This window comes from Roseisolibacter agri, assembly GCF_030159095.1.
Lineage (GTDB): Bacteria > Gemmatimonadota > Gemmatimonadetes > Gemmatimonadales > Gemmatimonadaceae > Roseisolibacter > Roseisolibacter agri.
In genome coordinates this window covers 410,950-427,185 of the sequence record NZ_BRXS01000006.1, presented here as the reverse complement: position 1 = coordinate 427,185, position 16,236 = coordinate 410,950, and the positions used below count along the sequence as shown (strand labels likewise).

Annotated in this window: 13 protein-coding genes; 11 read left to right on the top strand and 2 right to left on the bottom strand. The window is 72.5% G+C overall.

The window, feature by feature from the left end:
• Position 1: 1 nt before the first annotated feature.
• The 3 genes from rosag_RS20265 to secA are packed head-to-tail and all read left to right on the top strand — an operon-like array spanning position 2 to position 4,988.
• The gene (locus rosag_RS20265) at positions 2-919 is read left to right on the top strand and encodes an outer membrane protein assembly factor BamD (protein ID WP_284351994.1); all 918 of its coding nucleotides are present in this window, start codon (positions 2-4) and stop codon (positions 917-919) included.
• Between the two features lie 23 nt (positions 920-942).
• A complete protein-coding gene (gene nadD, locus rosag_RS20260; protein WP_284351993.1) occupies positions 943-1,533 on the top strand; it encodes a nicotinate-nucleotide adenylyltransferase in 591 nt (196 codons plus the stop codon).
• Between the two features lie 8 nt (positions 1,534-1,541).
• Positions 1,542-4,988, top strand: coding sequence for a preprotein translocase subunit SecA (gene secA, locus rosag_RS20255; RefSeq protein ID WP_284351992.1), 3,447 nt, complete (start codon positions 1,542-1,544; stop codon positions 4,986-4,988).
• Positions 4,989-5,080: 92 nt separating this feature from the next.
• On the opposite strand, the gene rosag_RS20250 is transcribed toward secA, so the two are convergent.
• Entirely contained in the window at positions 5,081-6,349 is a 1,269-nt protein-coding gene (locus tag rosag_RS20250; RefSeq protein ID WP_284351991.1) for a vanadium-dependent haloperoxidase, read from the bottom strand.
• Positions 6,350-7,056: 707 nt separating this feature from the next.
• On the opposite strand from rosag_RS20250, the gene radC reads away from it, so the two are divergent.
• From radC to rosag_RS20210, 8 genes are all read left to right on the top strand, one after another.
• Positions 7,057-7,794, top strand: coding sequence for a RadC family protein (gene radC / locus rosag_RS20245; protein WP_284351990.1), 738 nt, complete (start codon positions 7,057-7,059; stop codon positions 7,792-7,794).
• Positions 7,795-8,271: 477 nt separating this feature from the next.
• A complete protein-coding gene (locus tag rosag_RS20240) occupies positions 8,272-10,455 on the top strand; it encodes a RelA/SpoT family protein (RefSeq protein ID WP_284351989.1) in 2,184 nt (727 codons plus the stop codon).
• On the top strand, positions 10,448-10,702 hold the full coding sequence (locus rosag_RS20235) for a hypothetical protein (protein ID WP_284351988.1): 255 nt from the start codon (positions 10,448-10,450) through the stop codon (positions 10,700-10,702). The genes rosag_RS20240 and rosag_RS20235 overlap by 8 nt, the downstream gene beginning before the upstream one ends.
• A gap of 72 nt (positions 10,703-10,774) precedes the next feature.
• Positions 10,775-12,883 (top strand): excinuclease ABC subunit UvrB, encoded by a 2,109-nt coding sequence (gene uvrB, locus rosag_RS20230; RefSeq protein ID WP_284351987.1) that lies wholly within the window; start codon positions 10,775-10,777, stop codon positions 12,881-12,883.
• Between the two features lies 1 nt (position 12,884).
• Positions 12,885-13,361, top strand: a complete 477-nt coding sequence (gene tsaE, locus rosag_RS20225) for a tRNA (adenosine(37)-N6)-threonylcarbamoyltransferase complex ATPase subunit type 1 TsaE (protein WP_284351986.1) — start codon at positions 12,885-12,887, stop codon at positions 13,359-13,361.
• A gap of 5 nt (positions 13,362-13,366) precedes the next feature.
• Complete coding sequence (gene tsaB / locus rosag_RS20220) at positions 13,367-14,101, top strand: tRNA (adenosine(37)-N6)-threonylcarbamoyltransferase complex dimerization subunit type 1 TsaB (protein ID WP_284351985.1); 735 nt, start codon at positions 13,367-13,369, stop codon at positions 14,099-14,101.
• Positions 14,102-14,106: 5 nt separating this feature from the next.
• Complete coding sequence (rimI, locus tag rosag_RS20215) at positions 14,107-14,649, top strand: ribosomal protein S18-alanine N-acetyltransferase (RefSeq protein WP_284351984.1); 543 nt, start codon at positions 14,107-14,109, stop codon at positions 14,647-14,649.
• Between the two features lie 90 nt (positions 14,650-14,739).
• On the top strand, positions 14,740-15,282 hold the full coding sequence (locus tag rosag_RS20210; RefSeq protein ID WP_284351983.1) for a single-stranded DNA-binding protein: 543 nt from the start codon (positions 14,740-14,742) through the stop codon (positions 15,280-15,282).
• A gap of 97 nt (positions 15,283-15,379) precedes the next feature.
• Here the strand turns inward: rosag_RS20210 and rosag_RS20205 are convergent, their stop codons facing one another.
• Complete coding sequence (locus rosag_RS20205) at positions 15,380-16,204, bottom strand: TorF family putative porin (RefSeq protein WP_284351982.1); 825 nt, start codon at positions 16,202-16,204, stop codon at positions 15,380-15,382.
• Positions 16,205-16,236 lie beyond the last annotated feature (32 nt).

Here is a 16,236-nt window from a genome sequence, read left to right as displayed (position 1 = left end):
GATGCGTCCTCTCTCCTCGCCCGCCGCCCGGCGCCGCCTGGCGCTGGCCTGCCTCGTCGTCGCGACCGCGGCCACCGCCGCGGCCTGCGGCGGGCGCGGCTTCCAGCCGCGCAAGTTCACGCAGGCGTCCGAGCTGTTCACGGCGTCGATGCGCGAGTTCCAGCGGAAGAAGTGGGACAACGCGCTGGCGGGCTTCGACCTGCTGGCGTCGCAGCTGCCGGCGCGCGACACCCTGCTGCCCCTGGTCTACTACCACCAGGCGCAGGCGCACGCGCGCAAGGGGGAGCACCTGCTGGCCGCCCAGGCCTACCAGCGCATCGGCGACGCCTTCCCCGACGACTCGCTGGCCGACGACGCGCTGTTCCAGCAGGCGCGCGAGTACCAGAAGCTCTGGCGCAAGCCGCAGCTGGACGCGCAGTACGGCACGACCGCGCTGGGGACGTTCCGGCAGGTGCTCTCGCTCTACCCGGAGTCGCCGCTGACGGCGGAGACGGGGAAGCAGATCACGATGCTGAACGAGTGGTTCGCGACCAAGGACTTCGACACCGGGATGCACTACTTCCGGCGGAAGGCCTACGACCCGGCGCTGATCTACTTCAAGGACGTCGTGCGCCTGTACCCGGGGACGCCGGCCGCGCGCCGCGCGTACTTCCGGATGCTCGAGTCCTACCGCGCGATCAACTACAAGGAGGAGCAGGCGGAGGTGTGCGCCGAGATGCGCCGCTTCTACCCGACCGACGCCGAGGTGGCGAACGCCTGCCCGGCGCCGCCGGCGGCGGCCAGCGCCGCGCCGGCCACCCCGCCGACGGTCCCGCAGTCGGCGCCGCAGACCATCCCGCAGGCCGTGTCGCCCGCCACGGGCGCGCCGGCCACCGGCACGCCCGGCACGCCGCCCCCCGCGGCGGCGCCGAGCGGCTGAGTCGTCCCGGTCGCGATCCGGCCGTGCGCCTGGGCGTCCTCGGCGGGACCTTCGATCCGCCCCACGTGGGGCACCTCCTGATCGCGTCCGACGCGGTCGAGCAGCTGTCGCTCGACCGCGTCGTGTTCATCCCGGCGGCGCTGCAGCCGCTGAAGCCGGGGTCCGCGCAGACCCCGCCGGGCGTGCGGCTGGCGATGGTGCGCGCCCTGGTGGGGGACGATCCGCGCTTCGTCGTCGACCCCATCGAAATCGATCGCGGCGGGTTATCATATACCGTCGACACGCTCGGGACCCTGGCGGCACAGCAGCCGGGGGCCGAGCTGTTCCTGCTCGCAGGTGCGGACGTGCTGACCACGTTCGCGCGCTGGCGGGAGCCGGAGCGCATCCGGCGGCAGGCCACGCTCGTGGTGCTGACGCGCGGAGGGGAGGACGGGACCGTGCCGACCGCGGCCCCGCCGGACTTCCCCGGAGGGGCGCCCGTCTTCCTGCCGACCCGCCGCGTGGACGTGTCGTCCACGGAGGTGCGCGCCCGCCTGGCGGCGGGGCGCCCGATTCGGGGCTTCGTGCCCGAGAGCGTCGCCGATCTCATCCGATCGGCGGGGCTGTACCGATAGAGGATCCGATGCTCAAGAGTATCGTCAACCGCGTCTTCGGCACCCGGCACGACCGGGAGCGCCGCCGTGTCGCCCCGATCGTCGACGCGATCAACGAGCAGTACGAGCGCCTCCAGGGCGTCTCGGAGGCGGAGCTGCGCGGCCAGACCGCGAAGTTCCGCGAGATCCTGCGCGAGCGCACCGCGGAGCTGGAGGCCCGGATCGCCGAGCTGAAGGCCGCGAAGCACGACACGAGCGACGCGGCCGAGCGCGAGCGGCTGGACGCCGAGCTGTCCGGGCTCGACGGGCGCGGCGGTCTCGAGGCCGAGCTGCGCGAGACGATCGCGGAGGTCCTCGACGAGATCCTTCCCGAGGCGTTCGCCACGGCGCGCGAGGCCGCGCGGCGCCTCTCCGGCTCGACCGTCAACGTAACGGGCACCGAGCTGACGTGGGACATGGTGCACTACGACGTGCAGCTGATCGGCGGCGTGCAGCTGCACATGGGGAAGATCGCGGAGATGGCGACGGGCGAGGGGAAGACGCTCGTCGCCACGCTGCCGCTCTACCTCAACGCGATCCCCGCGCGCGGCGCGCACCTGGTGACGGTGAACAACTACCTCGCCCGCCGCGACTCGCAGTGGATGGGGCACCTCTACACGTACCTCGGGCTCACCGTCGGCTGCATCGACGACACGGAGCCGGGCACGCCCGAGCGGCGCGCCGCGTACGAGTGCGACATCACGTACGGCACGAACAACGAGTTCGGCTTCGACTACCTGCGCGACAACATGGTGACGTCGCTGGACCAGCGCGTGCAGCGTCCGCACTGGTTCGCGATCGTCGACGAGGTCGACTCGGTCCTGATCGACGAGGCGCGCACGCCGCTCATCATCTCGGGCCCCGTGGGGAACGAGGGCGACGTGATGTACGCGGAGCACAACGACAAGGTGCAGCGCCTGGTCCGCCGCCAGAACGAGATGGTGAACGGGCTGGTGGGCGAGGGCGAGCGCGCGCTGGAGTCGGGCGACACGTCGACCGCGTCGCTGCTGCTGTTCAAGGCGCAGCTGGGCGCGCCGAAGAACAAGCGCCTGCTGAAGGCCTACCAGGAGTCGGGCGTCAAGCAGCTCGTGCAGCGCATGGAGCTCGACTACCTCGCGGACCGCAAGCTGCCGGCGAGCAAGCAGCAGTACCGCGACCTCGAGGACGACCTGCTGTACGTGCTCGACGAGAAGGGCCACACCGTCCACCTGACCGACCGCGGCGTGGACTTCCTGGCGCCGCAGAACCACGACGAGTTCGTGCTGCCGGACATCTCGACCGAGGTGCACCGCATCGAGCACGACCACGATCTGAGCGCGTCGGAGAAGCTGGAGCAGCGCCGCGCGGTCGAGATCGAGTACGCCCGCAAGAGCGAGGTCCTGCACATCGTCCACCAGCTGCTGCGCGCGCACGCCCTGTACGAGAAGGACGTGAACTACGTCGTGCAGGAAGGGCAGGTGCTCATCGTCGACGAGTACACCGGCCGCACGATGCCGGGGCGCCGGTGGAGCGAGGGGCTCCACCAGGCCGTCGAGGCGAAGGAGCGCGTGCAGGTGAAGGGCGAGACGCAGACGATGGCGACCATCACCATCCAGAACTACTTCCGCCTCTACGAGAAGCTCGCCGGCATGACGGGCACCGCGGAGACGGAGGAGGGCGAGTTCCACCAGATCTACGGCCTCGAGGTGGCCGTGATCCCGACGAACCGTCCGATCGCCCGCGACGACCGCCAGGACCTGATCTACAAGACGCGCCGCGAGAAGTACAACGCGATCGTCGAGGAGACGCGCCGCCTCCATGAGCTGGGGCTGCCGGTGCTCGTCGGCACGACGAGCGTCGAGGCGTCCGAGACGCTGGCGCGCCTGTTCGCGCGCGCGGGGCTCAAGCACAACGTCCTCAACGCCAAGTACCACCAGCGCGAGGCCGAGATCGTGGCGATGGCCGGCCAGCCGGGCGCGATCACGATCGCGACGAACATGGCCGGCCGCGGCACCGACATCAAACTCGGCGCCGGCGTGAAGGAGTCGCGTCCGAGCACGGTGAAGGACCTGGACGGAAAGGACGTGGAGGTCACCGAGGACGGCGGCCTGCACATCATCGGCTCCGAGCGCCACGAGTCGCGCCGCATCGACCGCCAGCTGCGCGGCCGCGCGGGCCGTCAGGGCGATCCCGGCGCGTCGCAGTTCTTCCTGTCGCTCGAGGACGACCTGATGCGCCTCTTCGGGTCGGAGCGCATCGCGAAGCTGATGGACCGGCTGGGCGCGCAGGACGGCGAGGTGCTCACGCACCCGATGATCACGCGCTCGATCGAGAGCGCGCAGAAGCGCGTCGAGCTGCAGAACTTCCAGCAGCGCAAGCGCCTGCTCGAGTACGACGACGTGATGAACCAGCAGCGCGAGGTCATCTACTCGCTGCGCGCGTTCGCGCTCGAGGGCGGCGAGGAGCTGAAGGGCGAGGCGCGCAAGATGGTCGAGAAGGCGCTCGCGCGGCGCGTCGAGACCACGCTCGGCGAGTTCGCGGAGGACGACGCGGAGGCGTGGGACCCGGCGCTGCTGCGCCAGGACCTGCTGATGCACTACCTCGTCACGGTCCCCGCGTTCGAGGCGGAGAACGGGACCGAGCCGGCGCGTCCGGCCTCGGTGGCGGACGCGCAGGCCCTCGCGAGCACGGCGGGCCTCGAGGCGTTCGACCGCAAGATCAAGGAGCTCGACGACGTCACGGACGACGGCGGGCAGGGCTACGGCGAGCGGCTCCTCGCGCTCGTCATGCTGAACGTCCTGGACGAGAAGTGGAAGGACCACCTGTACGATCTCGACCAGCTGCGCGCGGCGATCCACTACCGCTCGTGGGGCCAGAAGGACCCGCTGGTCGAGTACAAGCAGGAGGCCTACACGATGTTCGTCGACCTCATGAACGACGTCGCGAGCACGTTCACGGAGCGCTTCCTGAAGGCGCAGCTGGTGTTCGACCCGATGCCGCCGATGGATCCGTATGCGGGCGCGCTGCCGGGCGGCTACGACGGCGGCCAGGCGGCGCCGCCGAGCGACGGCAAGAAGCGCCGTTACAACGCGCTCGGCATCCTGGAGGAGATCGAGGAGACGGGGCCCGAGCAGGCGGCGGCCGGCAACGGCGCGCACGGCGACGAGCCGCAGATCGTGGAGGCGACGTACGACGCGGGCAGTGCGGACGACGCGCCCGCGGCGGGCGAGCCGCAGGGCGCGGTGGACGTCGGGCCGGCCGAGCCGCCGGCGGCGCCGGCCGCGCAGCCGCCGGTCGCCGCGCGTCGCGATCCCGCGGTCGTGGGCGCCGGTCCGGTGCGCTCGCTGGCCGCGCCGCAGCCGCTCCCCGCGGGCGACTGGAGCAACGTCGGCCGCAACGATCCGTGCCCGTGCGGGTCGGGGAAGAAGTTCAAGAAGTGCCACGGCGCGCACCTCTGAGCGCGCATCGCGGGATGACGGCACGACGCGAACGGAGGGCTGCCCGCAGGGCAGCCCTCCGTTCGCGCATCGGGCGCGGACGCGGCCACGCGTCATGGCGAGACGCCGAGTCCGGGCACGGCCGTCAGCAGGCCGTAGGCGTCGTCGTACGCGAGCGCCAGCAGCGCCGTCTGCCGCCCGAGCGTCTGGCCGGCGGCGATGTCCATGAAGTAGTGGATGCCGCCATAGACGCGTGACAGCCCCGCCTCCTGCAGCTGCGCCGCGAGCATGTCGGCGCTGCGCGGGAAGTACGCGGAGAGGATGGTGACGGCCGCACCCGAAAGGCACATGTGCCCGGAGGGGTACGACGGATGGTTGGGGAGCGCGTACGGGAAGCCCGGCAACCCCTCCGGCCGCGTGATGGCGGGGTTCGCCTGCGAGGGGCGCAGCACGAGGTAGAAGTACTTCGCGTCGAAGCAGCCGACGCTGGCGTCGAGCATCGTGGCGCCCAGGAGCGCGAGCAGGTGGGCGGTCTCGCGCTCGTCGAGGCCCGCCGCGACGGCGAGCTCCGCGGCCTCGCGCAGCCAGAAGCCGGGCGTCGTCTCGGTGCCGCTCCCCTGGTTCCAGAGGTTCGCGATCGCGGCCTGTGCGGGCGTGCGCGCCTGCGTCACCGCGAGCACGCGCGCCACCTCGACGTCGAACGCGGCGGTACCGAACGCGGGCGGCGGCGGCGGGCGGAACTGGCTGGCCGACGTCAGGAAGTACGGGTGCGTGCGGGGCACCTGGATGCCCGCGGGCACGCTGTTCGGCGCCGGTGTCCAGATCCCCGCGCCGGTGGGCAGCGGCGGGCCGGTCCAGGGCGTCGTCGCGCCGTCCGCACGCGCCCACGCGATCATCAGGTCACCCATCGCGCGCCCGATCGCGACGCCGCGCGCGAACTGCGGATGCACGCGGCCGTCGCCGCCCGCGGCCTGCGCGGCGAGCTGCGCTTCCAGCATCGCCGCCGCGTCGGGAAAGACGAAGGCGAGGAGCTGCGCCGACGCGCCTGCGATCGCGCCGCGGCGCACCTCGAACTGCGCGGTCCCGCCGCCGAAGTCGGCCGCCACGAGGCCGCCGTACTGCGCCAGCGCGTGCAGCGCGTAGACGCGCACCGCCGTCACGGGGGTGAACGTCGGATGGCTCGCGATCAGCTGCCGCGCGGTCGCCTCCCAGGCGACGGAGAGCAGCGCGGCGTCGGCGCGGGGGCCCGAGCCCGTGCCGCGGTTGGCCGCGGGAGCGCGCGACACGCGGGACGTGGTGGGCGGATCGGCGCACGCGGCCAGCGCGAGCCCCGCACCGAGCAGGCCGCGCAGCGTGCGGAGGACGAGCGCGGATCGTGTCATGCGACGTCTCCAGAGGGATGCGAGGACCGCGCGGCCGCGTCGACGGGCGTGCGCGCAGGCCGCGCACGCACCGGTCGGACGACGAACGAGACCGGCCGCACGGGGCTCCCCGAACGGGGAGCCTCGACTCAGCCGGTCTCGCGATTGACTCCGCGCAGAGCATGGGCGACCGGTCGACTCGTGACGAGTCGCTCCGCGCATCACCGCCTCTGAGCTTGCGCCTACGATAGTGCGTCCCTGCGCGCGGTCAACGCGGCTGCCGGACCCGTCGGGCGTGGTCGCGCGATCGTGGCGCGTGGGCTCGCCGCGCGGCTGCGGGGCGCCTCGATTCTCGGCCTGCTCGTCGTGACGGCGGCATGCTGGATGCGCGAGTAGTCCGCGCCTCCGGTCGACGAGTCGCCGGCGGTGAGGACCCGGTCAGCACGTGCACGAGAGCTCGTCTTCAGAACGTGGAACGACAGTACGTGGAACGTGAGTGAACGGGAGCCGCGCGATCAGGGCTCCGCACCAGTCTACCAGTGAACCAGAGGTAGGAACGCAGGAAGCGCAGGTGGGTCCTCGCACAGACGAGCCAGCCCCGCGGTGATCTCCGGCCGCGGGGCTGGCTCCGTCTCCGGGCTGCCGCGCCGTGGGCCGCGACGCGTCGCGGGGGTTGTGCGGGTCGCGCGTGTCGCCGCCATCGTGGCCGCGTGCCCCGACCCGCCCCGATGCCCCACGAGCCGCCGATCCCGCCCGCGCCCCTCGCGCCCGGCCCTCGCCGGTGGCGCTCCACCCTGCAGGAGCAGCCCCGCGGCGAGCGCCCGCGCGAGCGGCTGAAGCAGCTCGGACCCCAGGCCCTGAGCGCTTCGGAGCTGCTGGCCGTGGTGCTGGGCACGGGGGCGGGCGGCGACTCCGCCGTCGAGGTCGCGCAGCGCGTGCTGGGCCACGGTGACGGCTCGCTGCGGCGGCTCGCCGGCCAGCCGGTGGCCGCGCTGACCGCGGTGCGCGGGGTCGGGCCGGCGCGGGCCGTCGCGGTGCACGCGGCGCTCGAGCTGGGGCGTCGCCTGGCGCTCGAGACACGCGAGGAGGGCGCCCCGATCCGCTCGCCGCGCGACGTCTTCCAGCTCTACGCGCCGCGCCTGCAGGACCTGCCGGTCGAGGAGTTCCACGTCGCGGTGCTCGACGCGCAGCACCGCCTGGAGCGCGACGTCCTCGTGACGCGCGGGATCCTCAACTCCTCGCTCGTGCACCCGCGCGAGGTGTTCCGCGAGGCGATCGCCGAGCGGGCGGCGGCGATCGTGCTGGTGCACAACCACCCCAGCGGCGACCCCACGCCGTCGCCCGACGATCGCGCCGTGACCGAGCAGCTGGTGGCGGCGGGGCGCCTGCTCGACATCCCGGTGCACGATCACATCATCGTGGGGCGGGGGCGGTACAGCAGCTTCGCGGAGGCAGGGTTGCTCTGACGCTGCGTGCTGCGTGCTGCGTGCTGCGTGTACGGCCTCGGGACGCTCCAGCGTGCCGGTCCTGTTGCCTGTTGGAGAGCATACGGATGCTCCGGATGAGGCGGATGCTCCGGATCGCTCCGCGTGGCGGCTGGGCTCCGTGCGCAAGGCCGGCGCGGGTGTTCCTGAAGTGGCGAGATGGGATGCGAGGGATCAAATGGATCCATTCCTCGCGGCTGCGACGCTCCATGAGCCGGTGCAGAGGAGATCCATCTGATCCTTCTCATCCGTCTGGTCCGTATCAGGACGCGGCGTTCGTGCAGGCATGGCGCAACGCGGGGCGCCGAGGGCTCGAAGCAGGATCCACAGCCCGCAGCCGGTCCTCCGCGCCTGTCGCCAACCGCCGATGTCTCCGTATCTTGCGAGGAGGCGTCCCGCGACGGCGGGCCCGGCGGCCGCGCGGCGCCGGACGGCGCGCCCGACCAGGGCAGGAGGCGTGTGAGCACGACGGTTCTGAGCGAGATCATCCCGGGCTGGGACCTGGGCGCGGACGCGGTCCACGAGCGGCTCGACCCCGAGCTGCTCGTCAAGGCGTACCGCTACTCCGAGCGCGCCCACGAGGGCCAGACGCGCTCCTCGGGCGATCCGTACGTGTCGCACTGCGTCGAGGTCGCGAAGATCCTCGCCGACCTGCAGCTCGACAGCGTCACCGTCGCCGCAGGGCTGATCCACGACGTCGTCGAGGACACCGAGATCACGGTGGACGACGTCGCGCGCGAGTTCGGCGACGAGGTCGCGCAGATCGTCGACGGCCTGACGAAGATCGGCAACCTGCCGATGCACTCCAGCCAGGAGCGCCAGGTCGAGAACTATCGCAAGCTGCTGCTGTCGGTCGCCAAGGATGCGCGCGTCATCCTTATCAAGCTGGCCGACCGGCTGCACAACATGCGCACGCTGGACTACCTGGCGCCGGAGAAGCGCCGCCGGATCGCGCAGGAGACGCGCGACCTCTACGCGCCGCTCGCGCACCGCTTCGGCATGGCCAAGGTGCGCTGGGAGCTCGAGGACCTGGCGTTCAAGCACCTGGAGCCCGAGGAGTACCGCGCGCTGGCGAAGCTCGTCGCCACCAAGCGCGGCGAGCGCGAGGCGCTCATCGCGCAGCTGCGCGAGCCGCTGGAGCGCCAGCTGCGCGGCGCGGGGATCGAGGTGCAGGACGTGGCCGGCCGGCCGAAGCACCTGTGGTCGATCTACAAGAAGATGAAGCAGCGCGAGAAGCCCTACGAGGAGATCTACGACCTCCTCGCGATCCGCGTGCTCGTCAACTCGGTCCCGGAGTGCTACCACACGCTCGGCGTCATCCACGAGTACTGGACGCCGGTGCAGGAGCGCATCAAGGACTACATCGCGCAGCCCAAGTCGAACGGCTACCAGTCGCTGCACACGACGGTGTTCGGCCCCGGCAAGCAGCTGTTCGAGATCCAGATCCGCACGCGCGACATGCACCGCACCGCCGACTACGGCATCGCGGCGCACTGGCGCTACAAGGAGACGGGCCCGAACGGGCAGGACGACCTCGATCGCCACCTGGCGTGGTTCCGGCAGGTGCTGGAGCTGCAGGTCGACGCCAAGGATCCCGACGAGTTCCTCGAGTTCCTGAAGCTCGACCTGTACCAGGACGAGATCTTCGTCTTCACGCCGACGGGCGACGTCATCCAGCTGCCCAAGGGCGCGACGCCGATCGACTTCGCGTTCGCCGTGCACACCGAGGTCGGGCTCCACTGCTCGGGCGCGAAGGTCAACGGGCGCATCGCGCCGCTCGCGCGGCAGCTGAAGAACTCGGAGACGGTCGAGATCATCACCGCGCCCACCGCGCGGCCGAGCCGCGACTGGCTGGCGCACGTGCGCACGAGCCGCGCGCGGCACCGCATCCGGCAGTGGCTGCGCATCGAGGAGCAGAAGACGGCCGCCAAGGTGGGCCGCGAGATCCTCGAGCGCGAGCTGCGGCGCCGGAAGCTGGCGAAGCCCGACGACGCGCAGCTGCTGACCATCGCGCGGCAGCTCAAGCTGCAGGACGTCACGCACCTGATCGCGTCCATCGGCCAGGGGGACGTCCCGGTGCTGCAGGTGCTGCGCGCGCTCCACCCGGAGCTGGAGCCGACGACCGAGCCCGCGAAGCCGGCCAGCGCCTTCGAGCGCCTGGTGGACCGCATGCGCGGCGGCGGCAAGGGCGTGCGCATCCAGGGCGCCGACGGCCTCATGGTGCGCTACGCCCAGTGCTGCCAGCCGGTGCCGGGCGACCCGGTGGTGGGCTACGTGACGCGCGGCCGCGGCGTCAGCATCCACCGCTCGGACTGCCCCAACCTGCTCATGCTCGTGCACGAGCCCGAGCGGCGGCTGGAGATCGACTGGCAGGAGATGGAGGGGGAGCGGTTCACGGTCCGCCTCTCCCTGGAAGGCTACGACCGCCGCGGGCTCTACGCCGACGTGGCGCAGGCGGTCACGACGACGGGCACCGACATCCGGCACATGGAGCTGAAGACGGCGGACGGGCGCGCGACCGGCTCGGTGGTGGTGGAGGTCGAGAACCTCACCCACCTGCAGAAGATCATCCGCGTCATCCGGCGGGTGAAGGGGATCGGCGAGGTGGCCCGCCGCGAGCGGCTGGACGTCTCCGATGAGTGACGTGCGCTCGGAGTCCCGTCCCGCCGCCGCGCCGCCCGCGCGGGCCCTCGTCGCGCTCGGCGTCGCCCTGCTGGCCGCCGTCGCCGGGGCGGTGTTCGTGCGCCGCGCGGCGCGGCACATGCCTCCCCTGCCACCGGCCGGGGCGCAGCCGGCGGCCGGCCAGCCGACCGCGCCGCCCGCCCGCCAGCCCGCCGCACCGTCGGCGGGAGGCGGCGGCGCCCGGCCCGAGTACCCGCGTCTCCAGTAGCGCCAGCGCCCGCGGGCGGGGCCCGCGCAGGTCCACCGAACGGAAACCGGCAGGGGAGGTTAGATTGCTCGCATGACCGACCGCGCCGAGTTCCACGTGCAGGCCCCGTTCGCCCCCGCGGGGGACCAGCCCCGCGCCATCAAGGAGCTGACCGCCGGCCTCGCCCGCGGCGACCGCTTCCAGACGCTCCTGGGCGTCACGGGCTCGGGCAAGACGATGACGATGGCCCACGTCATCGCGAACCACGGGCGCCCGACGCTCGTGCTGTCGCACAACAAGACGCTGGCGGCGCAGCTGTACGGGGAGCTCAAGAGCTTCTTCCCGACGAACGCGGTCGAGTACTTCATCTCGTACTACGACTACTACCAGCCCGAGGCGTACGTCCCGTCGAGCGACACGTACATCGAGAAGGACGCGTCGATCAACGAGGACATCGACCGGCTGCGGCTGCGCGCCACGTCGTCGCTGATGGAGCGCGAGGACGTCATCATCGTCTCCACGGTGAGCGCGATCTACGGCCTCGGCGATCCGGTCGAGTACAAGGCGCGCATGGTCGAGCTGCAGCGCGGCCAGAAGGTCGCGCGCGACGAGATCCTGCGGCAGCTGGTGGCCATCCAGTACAGCCGCAACGACGTCGCGTTCGAGCGCGGCACCTTCCGCGTGCGCGGCGACACCGTCGAGATCCTGCCGGCCTACGAGGAGCAGGGCGTGCGCGTGGAGCTGTGGGGCGACGAGATCGAGCGCATCTCCAAGATCAACGCGCTCACCGGCGAGACGATCGCGACGCTCGAGAAGTCGGCCATCTACCCCGCCAAGCACTTCATCACCAACCGCCCCAGCCTGGAGCGCGCGGTGAAGGCGATCCGCGCGGAGCTCGAGGAGCGCCTCGCGGTGATGCGCAACGAGGGGAAGCTGCTGGAGGCGCAGCGGCTGGAGCAGCGCACGAACTTCGACATCGAGATGATGCTCGAGATCGGGACGTGTGCGGGCATCGAGAACTACTCGCGCCACCTCTCGGGCCGCGAGGGCGGCGAGCGCCCGGCGTGCCTCTTCGACTACTTCCCCGAGGACTTCCTCGTGGTGGTGGACGAGAGCCACGTCACGCTGCCGCAGATCCGCGGCATGTACAACGGCGACCGCGCGCGCAAGCTGACGCTCGTCGACTACGGCTTCCGGCTGCCGAGCGCGCTCGACAACCGCCCGCTGATCTTCGACGAGTTCCTGGCGCTGACGCCGCGCATGGTCGCCGTGTCGGCGACGCCGGGTGAGCTGGAGCTCGAGCTGTCCGAGGGCGTCGTCGTCGAGCAGGTGATCCGCCCGACGGGGCTCATCGACCCCGAGATCGAGATCCGCCCGGTGAAGGGCCAGGTCGACGACCTGCTGAACGAGATCCGCATCCGCGAGCGGCGCGGCGAGCGCGTGCTGGTCACGACGCTCACCAAGCGCATGTCCGAGGACCTCACCGACTACCTGCAGCAGGTCGGCGTGCGCGTGAAGTACATGCACTCCGACATCGACGCGATTGAGCGCGTCGAGATCGTGCGCGGGCTGCGGCTGGGCGAGTTCGACGTGCTGGTGGGCATCAACCTGCTGCGCGAGGGGCTCGACATGCCCGAGGTGTCGCTGGTGGCCATCCTCGACGCGGACCAGGAGGGCTTCCTGCGCAGCGACCGCTCGCTGATCCAGACCGTGGGCCGCGCCGCCCGCAACGTGAACGGCCGCGCGATCTTCTACGCGGACCGCGTCACCGGCTCGATGCAGCGCTGCCTCGACGAGACGGCGCGGCGCCGCGAGACGCAGATGCGGCACAACGAGGAGCACGGCATCACGCCCTTCACCGTGGCGAAGAGCATCGAGCACGTGCGCTTCGTGACGCGCGTGGCCGACGCCCGCGAGGAGCGCGAGGAGGAGCAGGACGAGAAGGGCCGCGGCCGCGGCGGCAAGAAGAAGGCGGCCGCGAAGGTGGCGGAGCGCGCGCCGGGCTACGACACGAAGGATCCGGCCACCCTCATCGCGGAGCTGGAGGCGGAGATGAAGGAGGCCGCGAAGGCGCTCGACTTCGAGCAGGCGGCGCGCCTGCGCGACCAGCTGTTCGAGGTGAAGGCGCGCATGGGCGGCGCGTCGGCGGCGGCCGGCGGCAGCCGCGGCGGCGGGCTGGCCTCGCTGCGCGCGGAGCGCTGACGTGGACGCCGGGTTCACGTCGCCGAGCGGGCATCACGGCCCGCGCGTGCCGCCGCTGGCGGGGCGCAGCCGGCTCGCGCTGACGCGCGACGAGCTGGACGCGTGGGGCGTGCGCTTCGGGCGCGCGGCCCACGCGCCGATGGTCGTCACGCTCGCGGGCGACCTCGGGGCGGGGAAGACCACGCTCGTGCAGGCGATCTGCCGCGGCTACGGCGTGACGGGTGAGGTCACGAGCCCGACGTACGCGCTGGTGCACGAGTACGCGTCGCCGCGCGGGCCCGTCTACCACCTCGATCTCTATCGTCTGGAAGACGTGCGCGACCTCGAGAACATCGGGTGGGACGACGTGATGGGCGCGCACGCGCTGGTGCTGGTGGAGTGGCCGGAGCGCGCGGGCGACCGCCTGCCCGGACACGTCCCGCTCGACCTCGAGCACCTGCCGGGCGACGCGTCGCGGCGCCTGCTGCTCGCCGGGTGACGCGCATGTCCCGGTCGAATCGCCCGGACGACGCGATCCTCGCGCTCGACGCGAGCACCGCCGCCGCGAGCGTCGCGGTGCTGCGCGCCGGCGTGGTGGTGGCCGAGCGGACGGCGGCCATGCGTGGCGCCGACGAGGAGCGGCTGATGCCCGCGGTCGCGGCCGCGCTGGACGACGCGGGCGTGCCGGCCGGCGCGTTGGCCGCGATCGTGTGCGGCGGCGGCCCGGGGAGCTTCACCAGCCTGCGCATCGCGGGCGCCATCGCCAAGGGGCTGGCGACGGTGTGGGACTGCGCGCTGGTGGCCGCGCCGTCGCTCGCGCTCGCGGCCGCGTCGACCGCGCCCCACGACGGCCGCTGGCTCGTGACGCTCGACGCGATGCGCGGCGAGCGGTACGCGGCGCTCGTGACGCTGGAGGCGTCGGGGCACGCGCCGCGCGTCGTCGGCTACGACTTCCTCGGTGTGCACGGGGGCGACGCGGTCGACGGACTCGTCGCGACGCATCATGCGCGTGGGGTGCTCGACGCGAACGCGGCGACCGCCACGGCGCGCGGCGTCGCGGGCTTCGCGCTCGCGCTCGACGAGCGCCGCGTGGGCGACGCGGCGGCGCTCGCCCTCGCGCCGGTGGATCTCGCCCTCTGGGAGCCGGACTACGGCCGCAAGGCGGAGGCGCAGGTGAAGTGGGAGGCGCAGCACGGGCGCGCGCTGCCGGCGGACGCCGTGGGCGCGCTGCTGCCGTGAGCGCGATGCGCGACCTCGCCGCGCGCGACGCGTCGGCGCCGACGGTCCGCCTGCGGCGCGCGACCCTGGCCGACGTGGACGCGATCGCCGCGATCGAGCGGCTCGCGTTCAGCGATCCGTGGTCGCGCGACTCGTTCGCGACGCTGGCGCGGAACGGGGACGTCTTCTTCCTCGTCGCGGATGCGGGCAGCGCGCCCGGCGCGAGCGCGCCCGTGGGCTACCTGGTCGCATGGTACGTGCTGGACGAGGGCGAGGTGGCGAACATCGCGGTCGCGCCGTCGGCGCGCGGCACGGGCGTCGGCGCGCGCCTCCTGGACGCCGCGCTGGCCGAGGGACGCCGGCGCGGCGTCGGGCACATGTTCCTGGAGGTGCGCGAGTCGAACGCGGTCGCGCGGCGGCTCTACGCGTCGCGCGGCTTCATCGAGCTCGGGCGGCGGAAGCGATACTACCGCGAGCCCGTGGAGGACGCGCTGGTGCTGCGCTGCGAGCTGGCGGCGCCGCGCGGGCAGGACACGGCCGGGGGCGTCGAACGGACCCGGCGTGCGTAGATTGGATGCGGGCCTGGCGACGAGACGCCGGTACCGTGCGCTGTACGAGGTGCTGTACGAGGTCGGACCTTACTCAACCGGGAGGATATCGTGAGCAGAAGCTTGAACAAGGTGACGTTGATCGGAAACCTCGGCAGCGATCCTGAGGTGCGTGCCACGCCCGGCGGGAACCGCGTGGCCCAGTTCTCCCTTGCCACCAGCCGCACCTGGAACGACCAGAGCGGCACGAAGCAGGAGAAGACGGAGTGGCACCGCTGCGTCGTCTGGAACACGAAGGGCTCGCAGCTGGCCGACATCGTCGAGCGCTACGTGAAGAAGGGCGACAAGATCTACGTCGAGGGGCGCATCGAGTACCGCCAGTGGCAGGACAAGGACGGCCAGACGCGCTACTCCACCGAGATCAACGTGCGTGAGCTGATCCTCCTCGGCGGGCGCCGTGAAGGGGGGGACATGGACGGCGGCGAGAGCTACTCGGCGCCGCGCCGCCAGGCCGCGCCCGCGCCGCAGCGTGCCGCCACGGGCAACGCGCGTCCGGCCGCCGCGGGCGCCGGCGCCGGAGGCGCAGCGGGGAACGACGACTTCGAGGACTTCCCGGGCGCGCTCGAGGACGAGGACGACGACCTGCCGTTCTGAGTCCACACGTCGTCCGCATGCGAAGCGGGGCACACCGGATTCCGGTGTGCCCCGCTTCGCATCGTGCCGGTAGTGCCGCAGGCCGTGCCTCAGGCGCCTACCGGTGTAGCGTACGCGCCCACCCGAGCGCGATGCCCGCCGTCAGCTTGCTCCGGTGCTGCTCGCCGGGCGCGGTGAGCCGCGTCGCCGCGTCGCGCACGAGCATCGCGTGCACCGACGGCGTGATCGTCGTCGCGCCCGTCGTCCACGTCGCCGCCGCCGACAGGTCGACGTGCGTCAGGCCGCGCGCCGCGAAGTACGCCGTCTGCGTGCCGGCCGCGTCCGGGCCCTGGCCGAGGTTCACGCCGACGACGCTGCCGAGCGCGATCGAGAGACGCTCGCCGGCGGGCACGACGTGGCGGAGCGCGCCCTCGACGTAGGTGCCGCGCACCTGGCCGACGTCGTGATACGCGGCGAGCGACGGCGCGAGCGCGCCGCCGAAGGCGAGCTTCGCATAGAGCTCCGCCGTGTTGTACGCGGCCGCGATCCCGTTGGCGTGCGGATAGACGTAGCCCGCGACGCCGAGCGTCGCCGAGGCGATGCCGACGGGGCGCGCGTACTCGGTCCACAGCGACGTCGCCGTCACGAGCGTGCCCGACTCCGCGCCCAGCACGCTGATGTCGCGCGCGCCATCGTACGCACGCGGCTCCACGTTGAGCGCGGCGCCCGCGACGACCGTCCCGCGGCCGGCGGTCAACGTGACGTACGCGTCGGGCTGGATGACGGGACGATTGGTGAACGTCACGCCGCGCCAGACGTAGGCGCTGGCGACGGCGACGTCGGCGTTCAGCACCGACTGCGCGTGGGACACGGCGGGCAACACGCCCGCGAGGATGCCGAGGGCGAACGGCGCGCGCAGGAACACGGTCGGACGAGGACGCACGGATCGGGAGGGCGATGGGAACGGAAGCGGAA

Bases quoted from the DNA above. Each gene is read 5' to 3' on its own strand.
- tsaB (WP_284351985.1), top strand. From the start codon at position 13,367: ATGTCCCGGTCGAATCGCCCGGACGACGCGATCCTCGCGCTCGACGCG.
- rosag_RS20250 (WP_284351991.1), bottom strand. From the start codon at position 6,349: ATGACACGATCCGCGCTCGTCCTCCGCACGCTGCGCGGCCTGCTCGGT.
- rosag_RS20265 (WP_284351994.1), top strand. From the start codon at position 2: ATGCGTCCTCTCTCCTCGCCCGCCGCCCGGCGCCGCCTGGCGCTGGCC.
- rosag_RS20235 (WP_284351988.1), top strand. From the start codon at position 10,448: ATGAGTGACGTGCGCTCGGAGTCCCGTCCCGCCGCCGCGCCGCCCGCG.
- rimI (WP_284351984.1), top strand. From the start codon at position 14,107: ATGCGCGACCTCGCCGCGCGCGACGCGTCGGCGCCGACGGTCCGCCTG.
- uvrB (WP_284351987.1), top strand. From the start codon at position 10,775: ATGACCGACCGCGCCGAGTTCCACGTGCAGGCCCCGTTCGCCCCCGCG.
- secA (WP_284351992.1), top strand. From the start codon at position 1,542: ATGCTCAAGAGTATCGTCAACCGCGTCTTCGGCACCCGGCACGACCGG.
- radC (WP_284351990.1), top strand. From the start codon at position 7,057: ATGCCCCACGAGCCGCCGATCCCGCCCGCGCCCCTCGCGCCCGGCCCT.